At 69.2% G+C, this 18,544-nt stretch carries 19 protein-coding genes and 1 riboswitch; of the genes, 8 read left to right on the forward strand and 11 right to left on the reverse strand.

The genetic code is table 11. The features are described 5' to 3' along the window. Window positions 1–96 precede the first annotated feature (96 nt). Both nagA and OP79_RS23170 read right to left on the reverse strand, forming a co-directional pair. Window positions 97–1,242 carry an N-acetylglucosamine-6-phosphate deacetylase gene (nagA, locus tag OP79_RS23165; protein WP_033322379.1) on the reverse strand — a complete coding sequence of 382 codons (1,146 nt, stop codon included), beginning with the start codon at window positions 1,240–1,242 and terminating at the stop codon, window positions 97–99. Further along, window positions 1,242–2,240, reverse strand: a complete 999-nt coding sequence (locus OP79_RS23170; protein WP_033322381.1) for an ROK family protein — start codon at window positions 2,238–2,240, stop codon at window positions 1,242–1,244. The genes nagA and OP79_RS23170 overlap by 1 nt, the downstream gene beginning before the upstream one ends. Window positions 2,241–2,403: 163 nt before the next feature. Here OP79_RS23170 and OP79_RS23175 point away from each other — a divergent pair, with 163 nt between their 5' ends. From OP79_RS23175 to otsB, 3 genes are all read left to right on the forward strand, one after another. Beyond that, entirely contained in the window at window positions 2,404–3,630 is a 1,227-nt protein-coding gene (locus OP79_RS23175) for an ABC transporter substrate-binding protein (RefSeq protein ID WP_245685421.1), read from the forward strand. Window positions 3,631–3,804: 174 nt separating this feature from the next. After that, on the forward strand, window positions 3,805–4,035 hold the full coding sequence (locus OP79_RS23180) for a DUF3263 domain-containing protein (RefSeq protein WP_033322383.1): 231 nt from the start codon (window positions 3,805–3,807) through the stop codon (window positions 4,033–4,035). A gap of 27 nt (window positions 4,036–4,062) precedes the next feature. Beyond that, window positions 4,063–4,938: a trehalose-phosphatase gene (gene otsB, locus OP79_RS23185; RefSeq protein WP_033322385.1), complete on the forward strand. Its 876-nt coding sequence runs from the start codon at window positions 4,063–4,065 to the stop codon at window positions 4,936–4,938. An 88-nt stretch (window positions 4,939–5,026) separates the two neighbouring features. On the opposite strand, the gene OP79_RS23190 is transcribed toward otsB, so the two are convergent. Then, window positions 5,027–6,421, reverse strand: a complete 1,395-nt coding sequence (locus tag OP79_RS23190) for an alpha,alpha-trehalose-phosphate synthase (UDP-forming) (RefSeq protein WP_033322386.1) — start codon at window positions 6,419–6,421, stop codon at window positions 5,027–5,029. A 211-nt stretch (window positions 6,422–6,632) separates the two neighbouring features. Continuing rightward, window positions 6,633–7,607: a glucosyl-3-phosphoglycerate synthase gene (locus OP79_RS23195; RefSeq protein ID WP_033322388.1), complete on the reverse strand. Its 975-nt coding sequence runs from the start codon at window positions 7,605–7,607 to the stop codon at window positions 6,633–6,635. Window positions 7,608–7,797: 190 nt separating this feature from the next. Continuing rightward, window positions 7,798–7,956, forward strand: a riboswitch (SAM riboswitch). An 18-nt stretch (window positions 7,957–7,974) separates the two neighbouring features. Here OP79_RS23195 and thrC point away from each other — a divergent pair. The 5 genes from thrC to OP79_RS23220 all read left to right on the forward strand — a co-directional run bounded on the left by thrC (window position 7,975) and on the right by OP79_RS23220 (window position 13,609). Beyond that, the gene (gene thrC / locus OP79_RS23200) at window positions 7,975–9,303 is read left to right on the forward strand and encodes a threonine synthase (RefSeq protein WP_033322390.1); all 1,329 of its coding nucleotides are present in this window, start codon (window positions 7,975–7,977) and stop codon (window positions 9,301–9,303) included. 70 nt (window positions 9,304–9,373) lie between these two features. Further along, window positions 9,374–9,649 (forward strand): MoaD/ThiS family protein, encoded by a 276-nt coding sequence (locus OP79_RS23205; protein WP_033322392.1) that lies wholly within the window; start codon window positions 9,374–9,376, stop codon window positions 9,647–9,649. Window positions 9,650–10,078: 429 nt separating this feature from the next. Beyond that, complete coding sequence (locus tag OP79_RS23210; protein WP_003986833.1) at window positions 10,079–10,282, forward strand: cold-shock protein; 204 nt, start codon at window positions 10,079–10,081, stop codon at window positions 10,280–10,282. Between the two features lie 323 nt (window positions 10,283–10,605). After that, on the forward strand, window positions 10,606–12,231 hold the full coding sequence (gene groL / locus OP79_RS23215; protein WP_033322395.1) for a chaperonin GroEL: 1,626 nt from the start codon (window positions 10,606–10,608) through the stop codon (window positions 12,229–12,231). A gap of 241 nt (window positions 12,232–12,472) precedes the next feature. Beyond that, complete coding sequence (locus OP79_RS23220; RefSeq protein ID WP_033322397.1) at window positions 12,473–13,609, forward strand: NADH:flavin oxidoreductase; 1,137 nt, start codon at window positions 12,473–12,475, stop codon at window positions 13,607–13,609. Window positions 13,610–13,681: 72 nt separating this feature from the next. Here OP79_RS23220 and OP79_RS23225 read toward each other — a convergent pair whose 3' ends face one another. The 7 genes from OP79_RS23225 to OP79_RS23250 all read right to left on the reverse strand — a co-directional run bounded on the left by OP79_RS23225 (window position 13,682) and on the right by OP79_RS23250 (window position 18,420). Next, a complete protein-coding gene (locus OP79_RS23225) occupies window positions 13,682–13,933 on the reverse strand; it encodes a type II toxin-antitoxin system RelE family toxin (protein ID WP_051744840.1) in 252 nt (83 codons plus the stop codon). After that, window positions 13,930–14,205: a type II toxin-antitoxin system Phd/YefM family antitoxin gene (locus OP79_RS23230; RefSeq protein WP_157857355.1), complete on the reverse strand. Its 276-nt coding sequence runs from the start codon at window positions 14,203–14,205 to the stop codon at window positions 13,930–13,932. The genes OP79_RS23225 and OP79_RS23230 overlap by 4 nt, the downstream gene beginning before the upstream one ends. Before the next feature lie 76 nt (window positions 14,206–14,281). Next, on the reverse strand, window positions 14,282–15,166 hold the full coding sequence (locus tag OP79_RS23235; protein ID WP_425428592.1) for a hypothetical protein: 885 nt from the start codon (window positions 15,164–15,166) through the stop codon (window positions 14,282–14,284). Window positions 15,167–15,482: 316 nt separating this feature from the next. Further along, on the reverse strand, window positions 15,483–15,638 hold the full coding sequence (locus tag OP79_RS52040) for a DUF397 domain-containing protein (RefSeq protein ID WP_078491962.1): 156 nt from the start codon (window positions 15,636–15,638) through the stop codon (window positions 15,483–15,485). Between the two features lie 33 nt (window positions 15,639–15,671). Continuing rightward, the gene (locus tag OP79_RS23240; protein WP_033322404.1) at window positions 15,672–16,259 is read right to left on the reverse strand and encodes a hypothetical protein; all 588 of its coding nucleotides are present in this window, start codon (window positions 16,257–16,259) and stop codon (window positions 15,672–15,674) included. A gap of 144 nt (window positions 16,260–16,403) precedes the next feature. Continuing rightward, a complete protein-coding gene (murQ, locus tag OP79_RS23245; RefSeq protein WP_033322406.1) occupies window positions 16,404–17,357 on the reverse strand; it encodes an N-acetylmuramic acid 6-phosphate etherase in 954 nt (317 codons plus the stop codon). A gap of 142 nt (window positions 17,358–17,499) precedes the next feature. Beyond that, window positions 17,500–18,420 (reverse strand): MurR/RpiR family transcriptional regulator, encoded by a 921-nt coding sequence (locus OP79_RS23250; RefSeq protein WP_033322408.1) that lies wholly within the window; start codon window positions 18,418–18,420, stop codon window positions 17,500–17,502. Window positions 18,421–18,544 lie beyond the last annotated feature (124 nt).

Below are 18,544 nucleotides of genomic sequence, written 5' to 3' on the forward strand. Positions count from 1 at the left end.
GCCTTGTCCGGCCTTGTTCGGATGACCGATCATGCCAGCCAGGCGGCGGTCGGCCCAGTTCCGCAGGCCAGCCGCCCGGCTCAACAAACGGCAGAATCAGCTCAGTTGGGGCTCAACCACCCATTCTCCCCGGCGCATCACACCCGTGAGGGCGAAGTCGGCGTCCAGGATCACCAGGTCCGCGTCCTTGCCCGGTTCCAGCGAGCCCACCCGGTCGTACAGGCCGAGCAGCCTGGCCGGTGTGGCGGAGAGGGCGGTGACCACGTCCTCGACGGGCAGGCGGTCCAGGGTGACGGCCCGCTTGAAGGCACGGTCGAGGGTCAGGGTCGAGCCCGCGATCGAGCCGCCCTCCACCAGGCGTGCCACGCCCTCGCTGACCTCGACCTCCAGCGGGCCGAGCAGATAACGGCCGTCGCCGAAACCGGCCGCGTCCATCGCGTCCGTGATGAACGCCACCCGGTCCGCGCCCGCGTGATGGAACGCCAGCTGGAGGGACGCCGGATGCAGATGCGTACCGTCGTTGATCAGCTCGACCGTGATCCGCTCGTCCTCCAGGAGCGCGGCGATAGGGCCAGGAGTGCGGTGACCGAGGACGGGCATCGCGTTGTAGAGGTGCGTCGCCACGGTGGCGCCCGCCTCGATGGCCTCCACCGTCTGCTCGTACGTCGCGTCCGTGTGCCCGATCGCCGCGATCACCCCGTGCTCCGCGAGAAGGCGTACGGAGTCGACGCCGCCCGGCAGTTCCGTGGCGAGCGTCACCATCTTGGCCCGGCCGCGCGCAGCGTCGATCAGCTTGCGCACCTCCGCCGGGTCCGGGTCGCGCAGCAGTTCCTCGGAGTGCGCGCCCTTGCGGCAGGGCGAGATGAACGGTCCCTCGAAGTGGATGCCCGCGATGTCGCCCTGCTCGGCCAGCTCGGAGAGCAGTCCGGCGCGCTGGGCGAGCGCGTCCATGTCGCCGGTGACGGTCGACGCGACGATCGTCGTGGTGCCATGCAGGCGGTGCGTGTGGACGCCCTTGAGGATCTCGTCGACCGTCCCGGAGGTGAAGGACGCGCCGCCGCCACCGTGGTTGTGGATGTCGACGAAACCCGGCACCAGCCAGTGGCCGGTCAGATCCAGTACGTCGGCGTCCGCGGGAGCACTCCCGGCGATACGCGTGCCCTCGACGATCACGCGCCCGCCGTCCACGATTCCGGTGGGCAGCACCACCTGGGCACCGGCGAGCACTTTGCTAGTGGCCATCAGGTGGTTACCTCCGAGGGGGCAGTAGGGGTGGTGGACAGCAGATCCCAGGCCAGCAGCCCGGCGCCCAGACAGCCGGCCGTGTCCCCGAGCGCCGCCGGGACGATGCTGGGCAGCTTCTGGAAGGTCACCCGGCGCTCGACCGCCGCCCGTAGCGGTGTGAACAAGGTTTCCCCCGCCTCGGCCAGGCCGCCACCGATGATCAGCGTGCGCGGGTCCAGCAGGGTGAGCGCGGTGACGAGGCCGTCCGCGAGAGCGTCCACCGCCTCCTGCCAGACCGCCACCGCCCGCGGGTCCCCGGACTCCACGGCCTTCGCGCAGTCGGCCGCGTCCGCCTGAGGGTCACCGGACGCCTCGGCCCAGGCCGCACTCACCGCCGACGCGGACGCGAACCGCTCCAGGCAGCCGCGCTGCCCGCATGGACACGGGGTGCCCCCGGGGCGTACGACGATGTGGCCGATCTCGCCCGCGAAGCCGTGTGCGCCCGCCTCCACCCGGCCGTCGATACCGATCGCGCCCGCGATCCCGGTGCCGAGCGGCACGAACAGGAACCGGTCGGCTCCCCGCCCCGCCCCGAGCCGCCCCTCGGCGAGCCCGCCGGTGCGCACATCGTGCCCGAGGGCGACCGGGACGCCGGACAGCCGCTCGCCGAGCAGATCCCGCAGGGGTACGTCACGCCAGCCGAGGTTGGCCGCGTACACCGCGATGCCCCGCTCGGCGTCCACGATGCCGGGCACGGCGACGCCGACGGCGGACGCGGGCTCGCCGAAGTGGCGCTCGCCGTAGGCGCGCAGGTCCGCCGCGAAGCCGAGGATCGACTCCACCACGGCGTCCGGGCCGCGCTCCCGGCCCGTGGCGCGGCGGGCCTGGTGCAGCACGGTGGTGGGCTGTGGTTGCCGCTGGTCGATACGGCCCCCGGAGGGCTGGGCGTCGTCGGCCCCCACGAGGGCGGCCTTCATCCCGGTGCCGCCCACATCGAGGGCGATGACGTGTTTCACAGGTACAGTCTCGCCCCTGACCCCACGAGAGGTCTAGTCCACTCGCGTACTGTAGACCTTTGCATTCCGGTTATCCGGTCTTCAACTTCCGTGACGAGTACGACAGATGGGGAAAACAGCGGTGCGGCGACGAGTGACAGGTTTCATCTCGATGGTGTCCGCAATGGGCGTGACGGCTGCACTCGGCGGCTGCTCCGGTGACACCGCGGCCACCCAGAACGCCACGCTCACGCTGGTGGCCGCCGACTACGGCGACTCCGAGGCGAACAGCTCCCAGAAGTACTGGGACAAGCTGGTCAAGGCGTACGAGAAGAAGAATCCCGGCATCAAGGTCGACGTCAGCGTTTACTCGTGGAACGAGGTCGACGCCAAGGTCAAACAGATGGTCGCCGACGGGGAGGCGCCCGACATGGCGCAGATAGGCGCGTACGCCGACTACGCCGCGAAGGGTCAGCTGTACAAGGCCGACGAACTGCTCTCCATACCCGTCCAGGCCGACTTCGTCTCGAGACTCGCCGAGGCGGGCGAGGTGGGCCGGGCGCAGTACGGCATGCCGTTCGCCTCCTCCACGCGGCTGCTGTTCTACAACAAGGAGCTCTTCGCCGAGGCCGGCCTCACTCCGCCGCAGAGCTGGAGCGAACTGGCCGCCGCCGCCACGACCCTGAAGTCCCGCGGTGTCGAGACGCCGTACGCGCTGCCCCTCGGACCCGAGGAGGCCCAGGCCGAGACCCTGATGTGGCTGCTGAGCGGCGGTGACGGCTACACCGGCACCGTGGGCTCGTACGGCCTCGACTCCGACCAGAACATCGCGACCTTCAACTGGCTCAAGAACGACCTGGTGGGCAAGGGTCTCACCGGGCCGACGCCGCCCGGCAAACTCAACCGCGCCGACGCCTTCGAGGCGTTCACGCGCGGCGAGGTCGGCATGCTGAACGGTCACCCCTCGCTGATGCAGGCCGCCGAGAAGAAGGGCGTGGAGTACGGCATGGTGCCGATGCCCGGCGTCGACGGCAGGGCCAAGGCCACGATGGGTGTCGCCGACTGGATGATGGCGTTCAAGGAGAACGGCAACGGCGAGGAGATCGGTGACTTCCTCGACTTCGTCTACAGCGAGAAGAACGTGCTCGAGTTCTCCCACGAGTACAACCTGCTGCCCGTGACCACCTCCGCCTCCGACGCGATGGCCGCGGACAAGAACGACAAGGATCTCGACCCGTTCCTGTCCGAGCTTGAGAACGCCGAGCTGTATCCCGTCGCCAAGACGTCCTGGGCGCAGGTCAGCGCCGACATCAAGCAGCAGATCGGGAAGGCGGTGGGGCCGAATGCGCGGCCCGCCGCGGTTCTGGGGTCGCTGCAGCGGGCGGCTTCGGCGGCCGAGAACGCGGAGTAGCTCCGCTGGTTGCGCAGGGTGCCTAATAGCTCGGGGCTCGATGTCGTTTGGCGGGTGCGGGTGCGTTGTGGCTGGTCGCGCCCACGCGGCGGAGCCGCACATCGATACAGCCCCGCGCCCCTGAAAAGAAGGGGCCTGCGGCCGCCTCTTTTCAGGGCGCGGTAGCGTCGACGTATGGCAGAGGAGCTGACCCCGTTGGAGCTTGACGTACTTGCGCTGGAGGGGCGTGGCTGGGCTTCTCCCGGTGCCAAGGAGCGGGCCATACGGGAGGAGTTGGGGATGGGGCCGGTTCGGTACTACCAGTTGCTGAACGCCCTGCTTGATGCGCCGCGTGCTCTGGCCCATGACCCGGTGACCGTGAACCGGCTGCGCCGAATACGGGACGCCCGCCGGGCCGAGCGCTGACAGATCGCTGACGGATAGGGTCGCCGTATGGGCAGCCAAGCGGACCCCTCAAAGACCCCGACGCCATTGCCGACTCCTGCGACCCCGGCGGGACGTGACGGCCTCGACGCCATCCTCGCGCGGCCCGAACGGGCTGTACTCGCCTTCGACTTCGACGGCACTCTTGCCCCGATCGTCCCCGACCCCGAGCAGGCCCGCGCCCACCCCGACGCGGTTCCGGCGCTCGCCGCCCTCGCCCCGAAGGTCGCCTCCGTCGCCGTCGTCACCGGCCGCCCGGCCGACGTCGCGGTCCGCCACGGCAGCTTCGCGGGCGTACCCGGCCTCGAACACCTCGTCGTACTCGGCCACTACGGCGCCGAACGCTGGGACGCGGTCACCGGCACCGTCACGGCGCCCCCGCCCCACCCCGGCGTCGCCGCCGTCCGCGCCGAACTGCCCGGCGTCCTCGACCGCTCCGGCGCCTCGCAGGGCACCTGGATCGAGGAGAAGGGCCGCGCCGTCGCCGTCCACACCCGCCGCGCCGAGGACCCACAGGCCGCCTTCGAGGCCCTGCGTGAACCCCTCACGGACCTCGCCACCCGCCATGGCCTGGTCGTCGAACCGGGCCGCCTGGTCCTGGAACTCCGCCCACCGGGCATGGACAAGGGCGTCGCGCTACGCGAGTACGTACGGGAGGTCGGCGCCGAGTCAGTGGCGTACGCAGGCGACGACTTGGGCGACCTCCCGGCGTTCGCCGCGGTCGAAAAGCTCCGCTCCGAGGGCGTACCCGGCTTGCTCGTATGCAGCGGCAGCAACGAGGTCGCGGAACTGGCGGACCGAGCGGACCTGGTGGTGGACGGCCCGGCAGGTGTCGTACGCCTCCTCGCATCACTGGCAACGCGACTGAACCAGCCGCGCCCCTGAAAGGGGCAGGGCCGCAGGCCCGCTCTTTTCAGGGGCGCGGGGAACTGCGCGACCAGCCACAACGAACCCGCAGCGTTCAACCGTCCTATTACGCCGCGGCGCGCAGCGCTTCAAGCTGGTCCAGGAACCACTGGGCCGGAGGAAGCGCAGTAGCCGCACCGGCCAGCCGCTTCGTACGCTCCGCCCGCTCGTCCAGCGGCATCGTCAGCGCCTCATGCAGGGCGCGGGCGGTGCCCACAACGTCGTACGGGTTCACCACAATCGCATCCTCGCCCAGTTCCTCGTACGCCCCCGCCTCCCGCGAGAGCACCAGCGCGCACCCCTCGTCGGAGACGACCGGCACCTCCTTGGCGACGAGGTTCATGCCGTCGCGGATGGGGTTGACGAGGGCCACGTCGGCCAGCCGGTACGCGGCCAGCGAGCGAGCGAAGTCGTCCTTCAGATGCAGCACGACCGGGGTCCAACCAGGCGTCCCGTACTGGGAGTTGATCTCGTCCGCGAGCCGCTGCACCTCGGTCATGTAGTCGCGGTACACGGCCAGGTCCTGCCGCGACGGATACGCGAGGGCCACGTGCACGACCCGCTCACGCCACGACGGCTGGTCCTCCAGGAGCTGCCGGTACGCCAGCAGCCCCCGCACTATGTTCTTCGACAGCTCCGTCCGGTCCACCCGCACGATCGCCTTGCGGCCCGCACCTATCTGCTCCCGCAGCGCGACGATCCGCTCGTCCACGTCGGCCTCGTGCGACCGCTTCCGCAGGAAGTCCGCGTCCGCGCCGAGCCCGTGCACCCCGATCCGCGTACCCGACGGGATACCGGGGCCCAGCACGGCATGACAGCAGTCGGTGAACGCGTCCGCCCACCGCTGGGTCAGGAACGCCGCCCGGTCGGCACCGAGGATCCCGCCGAGCAACTGCGCGGCGATGTCGTCGGGCAGCATCCGGAAGTACTCCGGCGGAGCCCACGGCGTGTGCGAGAAGTGCCCGATCCGCAGGTCGGGGCGCAGCTCGCGCAGCATGCGGGGGACCAGCGTCAGGTGATAGTCCTGCACGAGCACGGCGGCGCCCTCCGCCGCCTCCTCGGCCAGGGCAGTGGCGAAGGCATGGTTGTACGTCTCGAACGACGCCCACTGCCTGCGGAACTCCGCGTCGAAGGCCGGCTCCAGCGGCGTCTGGTACAGCATGTGGCTCACGAACCACAGCACGGAGTTCGCGATGCCGTTGTACGCGTCCTCGTGTACGTCGGCGTCGATGTCCAGCATCCGTACACCGGGCTCGCCGACGCCGCGACGTACGGCCTCGCGGTCGCCGTCGCCGAGTGCCGAGCAGACCCACAGCGCGTCTGCCTCCGGCCCGATCGCCGAGAGGCCGGAGACCAGGCCGCCGCCGCCGCGCTTGGCTTTGAGGGTCCCGGTCTCGTCCAGGGCGTACGAGATCGGGCCCCTGTTGGAGGCGACGAGGATCTGGGCTTGCGTTGATGCCATAGGGCTCAACTTAGCCCAGGGTGGTCTCGCTCAAACGTGCGCTTCCGCGCCGCTGGGTTCCGCAGGGTGCCTATTAGCTCGGGGCGGGGTGTTGTGTCGCGGCTGCGGGTGCGTTGTGGCTGGTCGCGCCCCGCGGCGGAGCCGCAAATGTCACAGCCCCGCGCCCCTGGAAAGAGGGCCTGCGGCCTCTTTCCAGGGGCGCGGTCGCTGCCTACGCCGCCTTTCGTTCCGCGTACTCCTCGATCTCCGCCATCGGCGGTCGTTCCTCCGTGTCCACGGAGTACGTACGCGGTGCGAATCCCGCCTCGACCCTTTCGAACTGCGTGATCCGCGGCCGGACCATATGGCCGCGGGCCAGCCGCAGCTGGGCCGTGCGGTAGATCGCGGCGGCCATGCGGCCGAGGGCCTGGCCGTCCTGGTGGCGGTGTTTGCGGACGCCCACGTCGACCTGGGCGAGGGCGTCGAGGCCCACGAGGTGCAGGGCGTCGACCAGCATGCCCAGCTCGACGCCGTAGCCGACCGGGAACGGCAGCTGTTCCAGGAGCGAGCGGCGGGCCGCGTACTCCCCGCCGAGCGGCTGCACGAAGCCGGCCAGTTGCGGCCAGTGCATGTTCAGGATCGGGCGGGCCATCAGTTCCGTGACGCGGCCGCCCTGGCCTGCGGCGGTCCTGCCCGAGGTGGGATCGCCCGGCAGGTTCAGCGGGCGGTCGTACATCGCCTTGACGAGGTCCACGCCCGGATCGGTGAGCAGCGGACCGACGATCCCCGAGACGAAGTCCGCGGAAAACTCCTTCAGGTCGGCGTCGATGAAGGCGACGATGTCCCCGCTCGTGACCAGCAGCGAGCGCCACAGGACCTCGCCCTTGCCGGGGACGGCGGGGATGCGCGGGAGTATCTCGTCCCGGTGCACGACCCGGGCGCCCGCGTCGGCGGCGACCTCGGAGGTACGGTCCGTCGAGCCCGAGTCGATCACGACGATCTCGTCGACGAGGGGCACCTTCTTGGTCATCAGCTCGCGGCGGATCACGGCGACGATCTCGCCGACGGTCTCCTCCTCGTTGAGCGCGGGCAGTACGACGCTCACCGTGGAGTTGGCCGCGCGCTTCGCGGCGATGAGCTTCTTCAGCGGGCGGTCGTCAACGGACCAGGAGCGCGTGTTCAGCCAGCGCTCGACGTTTTCCAGCACGTGCGGCTCTCCCTTGCATCGGACCGGGTCGCGAGTGCCCACTGCGGCAGAAGGCTGATGTGACTGTCATCTCGCGGTTCGGACTGGTCTCTCCACGATCCAGGCCTTCGGTTACAGTCTTGAACAACGCTGATGACCATCGCATGTCGCGGGTCGCCCAGCCGACAACCACATACTCACAACCGAATAGCGCTCATCCAGAGGGGCAGAGGGATACGGCCCGTTGAAGCCCCGGCAACCCTCCAGCCGGTTCTCGTACCGATCGAAGATGATCGATTCCGCGAGGCTCCCGGCTAGTGAAGGTGCCAAATCCGTCTCACGACGAGATGCGTCGTGAGGAAGATGAGGAGAAAGGGCCTCGCCTCACATGGCTGCGCAGACAGTTGCAAGCACCACGAACGCTGAAACCTCCGCCGACTCGGCGCCCTCCACGAACTCCGTAGACCTCGGCCCCGCCGCCGCGCTCTCCTGCCGCGAATGCGGCCACCGCGTCCCGCTCGGCCCCGTCTTCGCCTGCGAGGAGTGTTTCGGCCCGCTGGAGATCGCGTACGACTTCTCGGCGTACGACACCGAGGAACTCCGTAAGCGCATCGAGGCGGGCCCCGCGAACATCTGGCGGTACGCGCCTCTCCTGCCCGTCCCCGCGGACGTGGCCACCAAGCCGAACATCAACCCCGGCTGGACCAAGCTCGTCAAGGCCGACAACCTCGCGCGCGAGCTGGGCGTCGACCCCGGCAAGCTCTTCGTCAAGGACGACTCCGGCAATCCGACGCACTCCTTCAAGGACCGCGTCGTCGCCCAGGCCCTGGAGGCCGCCCGCGTCTTCGGCTTCACCACCCTCTCCTGCTCCTCCACCGGCAACCTCGCCGGTGCCGTCGGCGCCGCCGCCGCCCGCGCCGGCTTCCGCTCCTGCGTGTTCATCCCGCACGACCTGGAGCAGGGCAAGGTCGTCATGGCCGCGGTCTACGGCGGCGAACTCGTCGGCATCGAGGGCAACTACGACGACGTGAACCGCTTCTGCTCCGAGCTGATCGGCGACCCGGCCGGCGAGGGCTGGGGCTTCGTCAACGTCAACCTGCGCCCGTACTACGCCGAGGGCTCCAAGACCCTCGCGTACGAGATCTGCGAGCAGCTCGGCTGGCAGCTCCCCGACCAGCTGGTGGTGCCCATCGCCTCCGGCTCGCAGCTCACGAAGATCGACAAGGGTCTGCAGGAGCTCATCAAGCTCGGGCTGGTCGAGGACAAGCCGTACAAGATCTTCGGCGCCCAGGCCGAAGGGTGCTCGCCGGTGTCCGTCGCCTACAAGGCGGGCCACGACGTCGTACGGCCGCAGAAGCCGAACACGATCGCCAAGTCGCTCGCCATCGGGAACCCCGCGGATGGTCCGTACGTGCTGGACATCGCGCGGCGTACCGGTGGCGCGGTGGAGGACGTGAACGATGAGCAGGTCGTCGACGCGATCAAGCTGCTGGCGCAGACCGAGGGGATCTTCGCGGAGACCGCCGGTGGTGTGACGGTGGGGGTGGCGAAGAAGCTGATCGAGAACGGTCTGCTGGACCCGAGCCTGACGACTGTCGTCCTCAACACCGGTGACGGTCTCAAGACGTTGGATGCGGTGGCCTCCGACACCGGTCTCACCGCGACCATCCGCCCCAGCCTCGAATCGTTCCGTGAGGCCGGGCTCCTCCAGGCGTAGCCCGTAGCCCCGTAGACGTACCCCCGCGCCTCTTACGGGGCGCTCCATACCTGACCGGAGGTCATCCCGCATGAGCGTCAACGTCCGCATCCCCACCATCCTTCGCACCTACACCGGCGGCAAGGCCGAGGTCGCCGCCGAAGGATCGACCCTCGCCGAGGTCATCGCCGACCTGGAGAAGAACCACACCGGTATCGCGGCGCGCGTCCTGGACGACCAGGGCAAGCTGCGTCGGTTCGTCAACGTGTACGTGAACGACGACGATGTGCGGTTCGAGCAGGGGCTGGAGACGGCGACGCCCGACGGGGCCGGCGTCTCGATCATTCCGGCCGTCGCCGGAGGCTGATCGTTACCGTCGGTAATGCCGGTAACTCAGGGTTCATCGAATTGCCCTCTCCGCGAGATAAGCGGAGGGGGCAATTCTGCATGGTTGAGCGCGATACAGTTGGGGAACCTGGTGCTCCCTCGGACCAAATGCATGTGCATTTCTGTCTGAGGTCCGATTAGAAGTAGCCAAAGTGTGCAGGTCTTTTGTGTCTTTTGCTCCTTTTGTGGAGCCCGACTTGCCCAACTCTAGGGTGAATTCTCCGTACATTCCGGATCGGCCATGCCCAGATTTCTCGTCCGATTGACCTGTTGCAGACGGCAGTTGGGCAGATACATTCAGCCGCGGTCGACGCGTTCCGGCGCACACCCCCAACCGTTGGGGGGTGAGGTCTGACCCGGATCCGCGAAGTGTGGATCTGTGCAAGGGCCAGTAATAGGGGAGTTAGGCATGGCTCAGGGCACCGTCAAGTGGTTCAACGCGGAGAAGGGGTACGGCTTCATCGCGGTCGACGGTGGTGCGGATGTATTCGTCCACTACAGCGCGATTCAGATGGACGGCTACCGCACCCTGGAGGAAGGTCAGCGAGTCGAGTTCGAGATCTCGCAGGGCCAGAAGGGGCCGCAGGCGGACATGGTCCGCGTGGCCGGCTGAAGCACGCGCCGACTGATCTGCAGCGACACGTTCTTCTTTCGAAGGGCTCGTACCTCAAGGGGTACGGGCCCTTCGGCATGCCTGCCGACGGTCGCGCAGCCGTCTCCCGGCGGCCCGTTCACCCCTCGGTAGGCGCTTGCACTCGGGTGGGTCGAGTGCTAATCATTGGCGTTAGCACTCTGAAGGTGAGAGTGACAACGAGGACCGGGTCGGTGAGGCCCGCAGGCCAAGTGGGGCAAGGAACCACGGGGCAGGCAGGCCGTCCGTCGCGGGCGCCAGCACGGTCCGGAGCAATCCACCCCAGTCCGGGAGGACCACTTCACATGGCCAAGATCATCGCGTTCGACGAGGAGGCGCGGCGCGGCCTCGAGCGCGGGATGAACCAGCTCGCCGACGCCGTCAAGGTCACCCTCGGCCCCAAGGGCCGTAACGTCGTCCTCGAGAAGAAGTGGGGCGCCCCCACGATCACCAACGATGGTGTTTCCATCGCCAAGGAGATCGAACTCGAGGACCCGTACGAGAAGATCGGCGCCGAGCTGGTCAAGGAAGTCGCGAAGAAGACGGACGACGTAGCCGGTGACGGTACGACGACCGCGACCGTCCTGGCCCAGGCGCTGGTCAAGGAAGGCCTTCGCAACGTCGCCGCCGGTGCCAACCCGATGGCCCTGAAGCGCGGTATCGAGAAGGCCGTCGAGGCGGTCTCCGGTGCCCTGCTCGACCAGGCCAAGGACGTGGAGACCAAGGAGCAGATCGCTTCGACCGCCTCCATCTCCGCCGCCGACACCCAGATCGGCGAGCTCATCGCCGAGGCCATGGACAAGGTCGGCAAGGAAGGCGTCATCACCGTCGAGGAGTCCCAGACCTTCGGTCTGGAGCTGGAGCTCACCGAGGGTATGCGCTTCGACAAGGGCTACATCTCGGCGTACTTCGCCACCGACATGGAGCGTATGGAGGCCGTCCTCGACGACCCGTACATCCTGATCGCCAACTCGAAGATCAGCGCCGTCAAGGACCTGCTGCCGCTCCTCGAGAAGGTCATGCAGTCCGGCAAGCCGCTGCTGATCATCGCCGAGGACGTCGAGGGCGAGGCCCTGTCGACCCTGGTCGTCAACAAGATCCGCGGCACCTTCAAGTCCGTCGCCGTCAAGGCTCCGGGCTTCGGTGACCGCCGTAAGGCCATGCTCGGCGACATCGCCATCCTCACGGGCGGCGAGGTCATCTCCGAGGAGGTCGGCCTCAAGCTGGAGAACGCGACCCTGGACCTCCTGGGCCGCGCCCGCAAGGTCGTCATCACCAAGGACGAGACCACGATCGTCGACGGCTCCGGCGACACCGAGCAGGTCGGCGGCCGGGTCAACCAGATCCGCGCCGAGATCGAGAACTCCGACTCGGACTACGACCGCGAGAAGCTCCAGGAGCGCCTGGCGAAGCTGGCCGGCGGCGTGGCCGTCATCAAGGCCGGTGCCGCCACCGAGGTCGAGCTCAAGGAGCGCAAGCACCGCATCGAGGACGCCGTTCGCAACGCGAAGGCTGCCGTCGAGGAGGGCATCGTCGCCGGTGGTGGCGTGGCCCTGCTCCAGGCCGCCACGGTCTTCGAGAAGCTGGAGCTCGAGGGTGACGAGGCGACCGGCGCCAACGCCGTGCGGCTCGCCCTGGAGGCCCCGCTCAAGCAGATCGCCGTCAACGGTGGTCTCGAGGGCGGCGTCGTCGTGGAGAAGGTCCGCAACCTTCAGGTCGGTCACGGTCTGAACGCCGCGACCGGCGAGTACGTCGACATGATCGCCGAGGGCATCATCGACCCGGCGAAGGTCACGCGTTCCGCCCTGCAGAACGCCGCGTCCATCGCCGCGCTGTTCCTCACCACCGAGGCCGTCATCGCCGACAAGCCGGAGAAGGCGGGCGCCGCCCCGGCCGGCGGCGGCATGCCGGGCGGTGACATGGACTTCTGATCCGGTTCTCCGCCGGATCGGACCCTCCCCCAAGCTCTCGGCTTCGCTCGAGCAGGGGGGACCCCCAGTCCAGTACCGAGGGCGGCATCCCTGTTCGCAGGGGTGCCGCCCTCGGGCGTGCCTGGGGCACAGTGGGCTTTTGATCGCGAGGTGGAATGCCGTGGCCGTGACGACAGTTGATGCGTACGCAAGTAATGCGCACGCATCAACTGCCCTGTCTTCCGTCTGCGAGGAATTCCACGTGACCGTCACCCCCTCCGCCTCCCCTTCCGTCACCCGCGCGGCCCAAGTCCTGTCCCGCCCCGTTGCCCTGAACGGCCTCACCGTCCCGAACCGGATCGCGATGGCGCCCATGACCCGGGAGTTCTCGCCGGGCGGTGTCCCGGGGGAGGACGTGGCGTCGTACTACGCGCGCCGGGCCGCCGCAGGGGTCGGTCTGATCGTGACCGAGGGGACGTACGTCGGTCATGAGTCGGCCGGGAAGAGCGACGGCATCCCGCGCTTCCACGGTGACGAGCAGCTGGCCGGGTGGGCGAAGGTCGCCGAGGCCGTGCACGCGGCGGGCGGGACGATCGTGCCGCAGCTGTGGCACATCGGCATGGTGCGGTCCGCCGGTGAACCCCCGTACGCGGACGCCCCGGCCGTCGGCCCGTCCGGCATCCGCCTCGACGGTACCGAAGGCACGGGCAAGGCCATGACCCAGGCCGACCTGGACGACGTCGTCGCGGCCTTCGCCGAAGCCGCTGCCGCTGCCGAGCGGATCGGCTTCGACGGGGTCGAACTGCACGGCGCGCACGGCTACTTGATCGACCAGTTCCTGTGGTCCGGCACCAACCGCCGCGCCGACGAGTACGGCGGCGACCTGGTGTCCCGTACGAAGTTCGCGGCGGAGATCGTGGCGGCGGTGCGCGAGGCGGTCTCACCGTCCTTCCCGGTCATCTTCCGGTACTCGCAATGGAAGCAGGAGGCGTACCACGCGAGGCTCGCGGAGTCCCCCTCGGAACTGGAAGCCCTGCTGACCCCGCTCGCCTCGGCCGGCGTGGACGCCTTCCACGCCTCCACGCGCCGCTACTGGCACCCGGAGTTCGACGGCTCGGACCTCAACCTGGCCGGCTGGACGAAGAAGCTCACCGGCAAGCCCACCATCACCGTCGGCTCGGTCGGCCTGAACGGCGACTTCATCAAGGCCTTCGTGGGCGAGGGCGCCGCGGTCAAGGGCATCGACGACCTGCTGGACCGCCTGGAGAACGAGGAGTTCGACCTGGTCGCGGTCGGCCGCGCGCTGCTTCAGGATCCGGAGTGGGCAGCGAAGGTACTGGAGGGCCGCTTCGGGGAGTTGGGGGCGTATGACCCGGCGTCGCTGCGCACGCTGAGCTGAGTTTGTCAGCGGTACGTCGAGGGCGGCACCTCCTGCTTCAGGGGGTGCCGCCCTCGAATTCTGTGCGGCGCTTCAGGTACTCCGACCGACCTTCAGCACGTGGACGGTGATGGTGGAGTCGTCCGGTCGATACAGAATCCGCCAAGTGCCGACGTGCAGTCGGTAGTAGCCGGATGCGCCAAGCGCGCGGGCTGCTTCGGGACGCGGGTCGTCGGCGAGTGCGCGTACTGCTGCGGTTGTGGCCTTGGCCCCGATGGGGTCGAGGGTTCGGAGCCTCCGGAACTCGCTCATGGCGTGGTGTTCCCACACCAGTGCGTAGGTCACGAAGCGGCCTCCTGGCGATCTTCCGCCTCCAACTGGGCCATGAAGTCGTCGTGGGACATGGACGGGCCGGACGGGTTCGCCTCACGTGCCTGCGCTTCGGCGATGTCCGCCTCGTCCCGCAGTCGCTGCAACTCTTCCAGTTCGCTTATCGGGATGAGCGCGGCGGCAGGCTTTCCGTACTCCGAGATCAGGATGTGTTCCTGACCGTGCCTGACCCGGCCGACCAGTTGTCCGAGTTGGTTGCGGGCTTCCACGAGCGGATACGTCTCCATGAGAAAACTGTACACACCTGCGAGTGTGTGCGGTGGATTCATTTGGCTGCTGTTTCGCGGGCAATTCCTGGAGCGGTCATAGACGTGGCCTTTCTCGTCGGTCGACCATTGCCGCGCGGGCTGCGGCGGCGTGGGCGTGGACTGCGGTGGACGTCAGGGGCATGGAGGGCTGGGGTGGAGCGGTCTCGCCTCGGCACGGGCCGCAAACGCCGCCCGGCAGAGCCTCCGGGCGGCCCGGTGCGCCGCACTTCGCGCACTCCAGTACGCGGAGGGGCGGGCGTGCGGCGGCCGGTGTGGGCTCCGGCGGGAGCTTGCTGGTCAGGCGGTTGCGGACGAGGGCGGCCGGGCTGTGGACCGGGGTCGGGAGACCTGCGGTCAGGGCCTGGAGTACGTGCTCGTCGGTGGCGCCCCTCGCGAACCACTCCGTGAGGAGCGGGGCGAGGTCCGCGCAGGCCTTGGCCGACAGGGACAGAGCCGGGGTCGCACGGCCGAGGGCCGCGAGGAGGATGTAGGCGCGGGAGCGAGTGGGCCCTCGCCGGTCCGCTGAAGGTTCCTGCTCCTGAGGTACGTCGCCCCGCGTGAACGCCGCCCACCAGTCGTCGTCCCGTGCCGTTCGCGAGAACCACGTTCGGGTGATCCAGCGTGGGCTTCCCGAGCCGGCCAGGTGTTCGCGGCCCCGGCGCAAGTGGCCTGCCTGCTGGATGTTGTTGAGGGCCGTTCGGAGGGCGCACTGGCCGTACGGGAGTGTCTTGGCCAGCGTCTTCACGGAGATGTCGGCGCCGTTGGGGAGGCGGTCGATGTACGCGGCGATGGCGGCTTCGCGGGGTGGGAGGTGGGCGAAGTCGTGGGCGGTGTGGGGGAGTTGGTCCGGGGCGCTGAGTTTTCCGTAACCCGGGTTGGCCATCGGGTGCGGGGACGCGTGCGCGGGCAGGAAGGTAGCACTAAGGTTGGCTTCAGCCATGGGATCGAGCGCTTTCGATCTCGTAGGTCAAACCCCCGCAGGTGTTTGCCGCACCTAGCGGGGGTTGTTCGTTATGCGGGCAAGCTAAGCCCATGTGACTGTCCGTGGCAAGTCGGTCGCGTCACGTCAACTCGCGGGGAGGGTGGGCGGGTTGAAGCCCTCCTCCCAATCCTCAGAAGCAGGGCTCGGAGCTCGGCGCTTGAGCTTCGGGAGAGAGTGAAGGGGCCCCAGCTCGGCGTCCAGCCGTACGCCCCCGGTTACCTGTCGCGAAAAACTGTGACACTTGCTCTGGAAGTGTCACAATCCCGTGCCCCACCTACACCGCCCACCGGGCAGCTCTCTGGTTGTGCTTGAGGGCTTCGACGAAGCCAGACCAGGCCTCGGCCCGGAACGCGAGCTTCGGGTCGTGGGGGTTCTTGGAGTCGCGAACGGGGCTGTCGCGAACGGGGGCTGTGAGGGCGGACGTTGTCAGTCCTGTGACGGCGCCGGAGGTCTTGCCGGAGCGTTAGAGGTTGCCCATGGGTTCGATGTCGATCTTCCGGGGTTCGCCCCAGATGCGTAGGACCTCGTAGTCGGTGAACTCGTGGACCAGGCGGTAGGCCATGCCGGGGTGGGGGCTGCGGCGCTGGGCGGCGAGGAACAGCTCGGCTTCCTGTTTGTCGCGGCGGGGGGTGCCGCAGAGTTGCCAGACCTGGCCCGTCCACATCTCGGGGAGCCAGCGCTGCTGGGGTTGAGGGCGGTCGCCCCGTACGCCGTAGCGGGACTTCGTGCGCTCGAGCGTCTCGTCCGGGGCGGTCGGACGGCCCTGGGTGAAGGAGTCGTTGACCTTCGAGCGGCGGGCGATTCGGCGGCGGGTCTCGCAGAGCAGGCACAGGTCGGGGGCGTCCTCGTCGACCGGGCCTGTGGGGTGCTCGGCGCAGCGCGTGGTGGGCTTCGCCGTGGTGACGGTTTCCTCGAGCAGATCCAGGGCCCGCTTCAGGTCCGCCTTGACCTCGTGCAGCTTCGCGTCGAGTGTGTCCGTGCCCAGGGCCTCGCCGTGCTCGCCGAGAAGCCGCAGGGCGCGGCCCAGGGCGGTCAGCTGTGCGTGGTTCATGGTGGTCGTCCCCTCCCGGGAGCGGAGCTGTGCTGCCGACGTCCCCAAGAATCACATGCGCCGCTGACAGTCCGCCCCGGAAGCCCGGACTCGAGCGTGACTGTCGCCCCCGGGAGCCGGCTCGGGCCGCTGCTCGGCCGCTCCTCAGTCGCTCGCCAGGGCCGCCTGGAGAGCCACCCGGAGGTGGCCGTTCGCCTCGGTGAGCAGGCGGGCGGCGGTGGCGGCGTCGATGTCGGCGAGGAGGACGAGGATCGCGTTCTTTGTCTCGCCGTCGGCCGCGCTCAGGGCCGCCTCGATCTGGTCGTCGGGCGCGCCCGTGGCCAGCGCGACGATACGGCGCGAACGGGCCCGGAGCTTGTCGTTCGAGGCGCGTACGTCGACCATCAGGTTCCCGTACGTCTTGCCCAGGCGGATCATCGTGATCGTCGACAGCATGTTGAGGACCAGCTTCTGGGCCGTGCCCGCCTTCAGGCGCGTCGAGCCGGTGAGCAGTTCGGGGCCCACGACGACCTCGATGCCGTGGTCGGCCGCCGCCGCGAGCGCGCTGTCCGCGTTGCAGGACAGGCCGATGGTCAGGGCGCCGAGTGCGCGGGCGTGTTCCACCGCGCCGATCGCGTACGGGGTCCGGCCGGAGGCCGAGACGCCGACCACCGTGTCGTCGGCGGTGATGCCCAACGCGGCCAGGTCCTCGGCCGCCAGCTCCTTGGAGTCCTCGGCGCCCTCGATGGAGTTGACCGTGGCGCTCGGGCCGCCCGCGATCAGGCCGACGACCTCGGAGGGGTCCGTGTTGAAGGTGGGCGGGCACTCGGACGCGTCGAGGATGCCGAGGCGGCCGGCGGTGCCCGCGCCCGCGTAGACCAGGCGTCCACCGCGCGCCATACGGTCCGCGACGGCGTCGATCGCGGCGGCGATCCGCGGGAGCTGCGTGGCGACGGCGGTCGGTACGGTCGCGTCCTCGCCGTTCATGATCTTCGCGATCTCGAGGGTGGGCAACTGGTCGATCCGAGCGAGCTCGGGACGGAACGCCTCGGTGGTCAGGGCCTCCAACTCGTCTCGTACGTCACGGTAGTTGGAGGAGGCGTCGGTGGGGGAGGTCATGTAGGGCGGCTCTTTCCGGTGGTACTTCCGGGGCTTGTTCGCTGATTCTCCGGGTGGGCTGAGCGCCCCGTAAGGGGCGCGGGGAACTGCGCGACCAGCCCCCACTCACCCGCGGACGAATAACTGCTTGCCAAGCGGAGCGCTACCGCGCCCCCCGCGGAGCGTGACGGTGTGCCAGCGCCTCGTAGGACGCGGCCAGCGCCGGCGCCGCCGTCTCGTACGTCCGCTGGGCCACGCCTATGAACAGGCAGTCCACCACCAGCAGTTGGCTCGTACGGGACGACATGGCGGCCGGCCGCAACTCGCTCTCGCGGGCCGTCGACGTGGTGAGCACGTGGTCGGCGTACTGCGAGACCGGACCGTCCGGGCGGCCGGTGATCGCGACCGTCGTGGCGCCCCGCTCGAAGGCGACCCGTAGCGGTTCGATGACGTCGCCGGTCGAACCGGAGTGGGTGATCGCGATGGCCACGTCCTTGGCGCGCAGTTGCACGGCGTTGGTGACCGCGAGATGGGGGTCGCTGAACGCGTGGGCTATGAGGCCGATGCGCAGGAGCTTCTGGTGGAGGTCCTGGGCGACCAGGCCGGAGGCGCCGACTCCGTAGATGTCGATACGGCCGGCCGCAGCGAGCGCGGAGACGGCCGCGCCGAGCTGGACCGTGTCCAGGCCTGCCGCGGTGTCGGCGAGGGTCTGCTGCTCGTCGTACGCCAACTTCGCCACGACGTCCGCGATCGGGTCATCGACCGCTATGTCGGCCGTGACGGCGGGGGCGCGGCCCGACTGCTGGTGGGCGGCGAGGCCGGCGAGGGCCAGACGCAGGTCGCGGTAGCCGGGGTAGCCGAGGAGGCGGGCGGTGCGGACGACTGTGGCCTCGCTGGTGCCGGTTCGCTCCGCGAGGCCGGTGACCGTGAGGGCCGCGCAGCCCGCGGGGTCGCCGGCCACGGCCTCGGCGACGCGCTGCATGGAGCGGGTCATCGACGGGGCGAGGGTGCGGACCTTGGCGGCGAGGGCCGCGGGGGCCGGCGGCGCTTCGCCTGTGAAAATTTCCTTCACGTTTTGGGTCACGTGTGAAAGGTATTTTTGGCGGCGGGGAGGGGTCAAGGGGTGGCTCAGGGGGTTTTCAACTGCGGGCCCGGTGGGGGCTGGTCGCGCCCGCGCGGCGGAGCCGCATATCGACACAGCCCCGCGC

It is taken from the genome of Streptomyces yerevanensis (assembly GCF_000716805.1).
GTDB lineage: Bacteria > Actinomycetota > Actinomycetes > Streptomycetales > Streptomycetaceae > Streptomyces > Streptomyces flaveus.

Excerpts from the sequence above, each read along its gene's own strand:
- nagA (WP_033322379.1), bottom strand. The coding sequence starts at position 1,242 with ATGGCCACTAGCAAAGTGCTCGCCGGTGCCCAGGTGGTGCTGCCCACC.
- OP79_RS23175 (WP_245685421.1), top strand. The coding sequence starts at position 2,404 with ATGGGCGTGACGGCTGCACTCGGCGGCTGCTCCGGTGACACCGCGGCC.
- OP79_RS23180 (WP_033322383.1), top strand. The coding sequence starts at position 3,805 with ATGGCAGAGGAGCTGACCCCGTTGGAGCTTGACGTACTTGCGCTGGAG.
- otsB (WP_033322385.1), top strand. The coding sequence starts at position 4,063 with ATGGGCAGCCAAGCGGACCCCTCAAAGACCCCGACGCCATTGCCGACT.
- OP79_RS23190 (WP_033322386.1), bottom strand. The coding sequence starts at position 6,421 with ATGGCATCAACGCAAGCCCAGATCCTCGTCGCCTCCAACAGGGGCCCG.
- thrC (WP_033322390.1), top strand. The coding sequence starts at position 7,975 with ATGGCTGCGCAGACAGTTGCAAGCACCACGAACGCTGAAACCTCCGCC.
- OP79_RS23205 (WP_033322392.1), top strand. The coding sequence starts at position 9,374 with ATGAGCGTCAACGTCCGCATCCCCACCATCCTTCGCACCTACACCGGC.
- OP79_RS23210 (WP_003986833.1), top strand. The coding sequence starts at position 10,079 with ATGGCTCAGGGCACCGTCAAGTGGTTCAACGCGGAGAAGGGGTACGGC.
- groL (WP_033322395.1), top strand. The coding sequence starts at position 10,606 with ATGGCCAAGATCATCGCGTTCGACGAGGAGGCGCGGCGCGGCCTCGAG.
- OP79_RS23230 (WP_157857355.1), bottom strand. The coding sequence starts at position 14,205 with ATGGAGACGTATCCGCTCGTGGAAGCCCGCAACCAACTCGGACAACTG.
- OP79_RS23235 (WP_425428592.1), bottom strand. The coding sequence starts at position 15,166 with ATGGCTGAAGCCAACCTTAGTGCTACCTTCCTGCCCGCGCACGCGTCC.
- OP79_RS23240 (WP_033322404.1), bottom strand. The coding sequence starts at position 16,259 with ATGAACCACGCACAGCTGACCGCCCTGGGCCGCGCCCTGCGGCTTCTC.
- murQ (WP_033322406.1), bottom strand. The coding sequence starts at position 17,357 with ATGACCTCCCCCACCGACGCCTCCTCCAACTACCGTGACGTACGAGAC.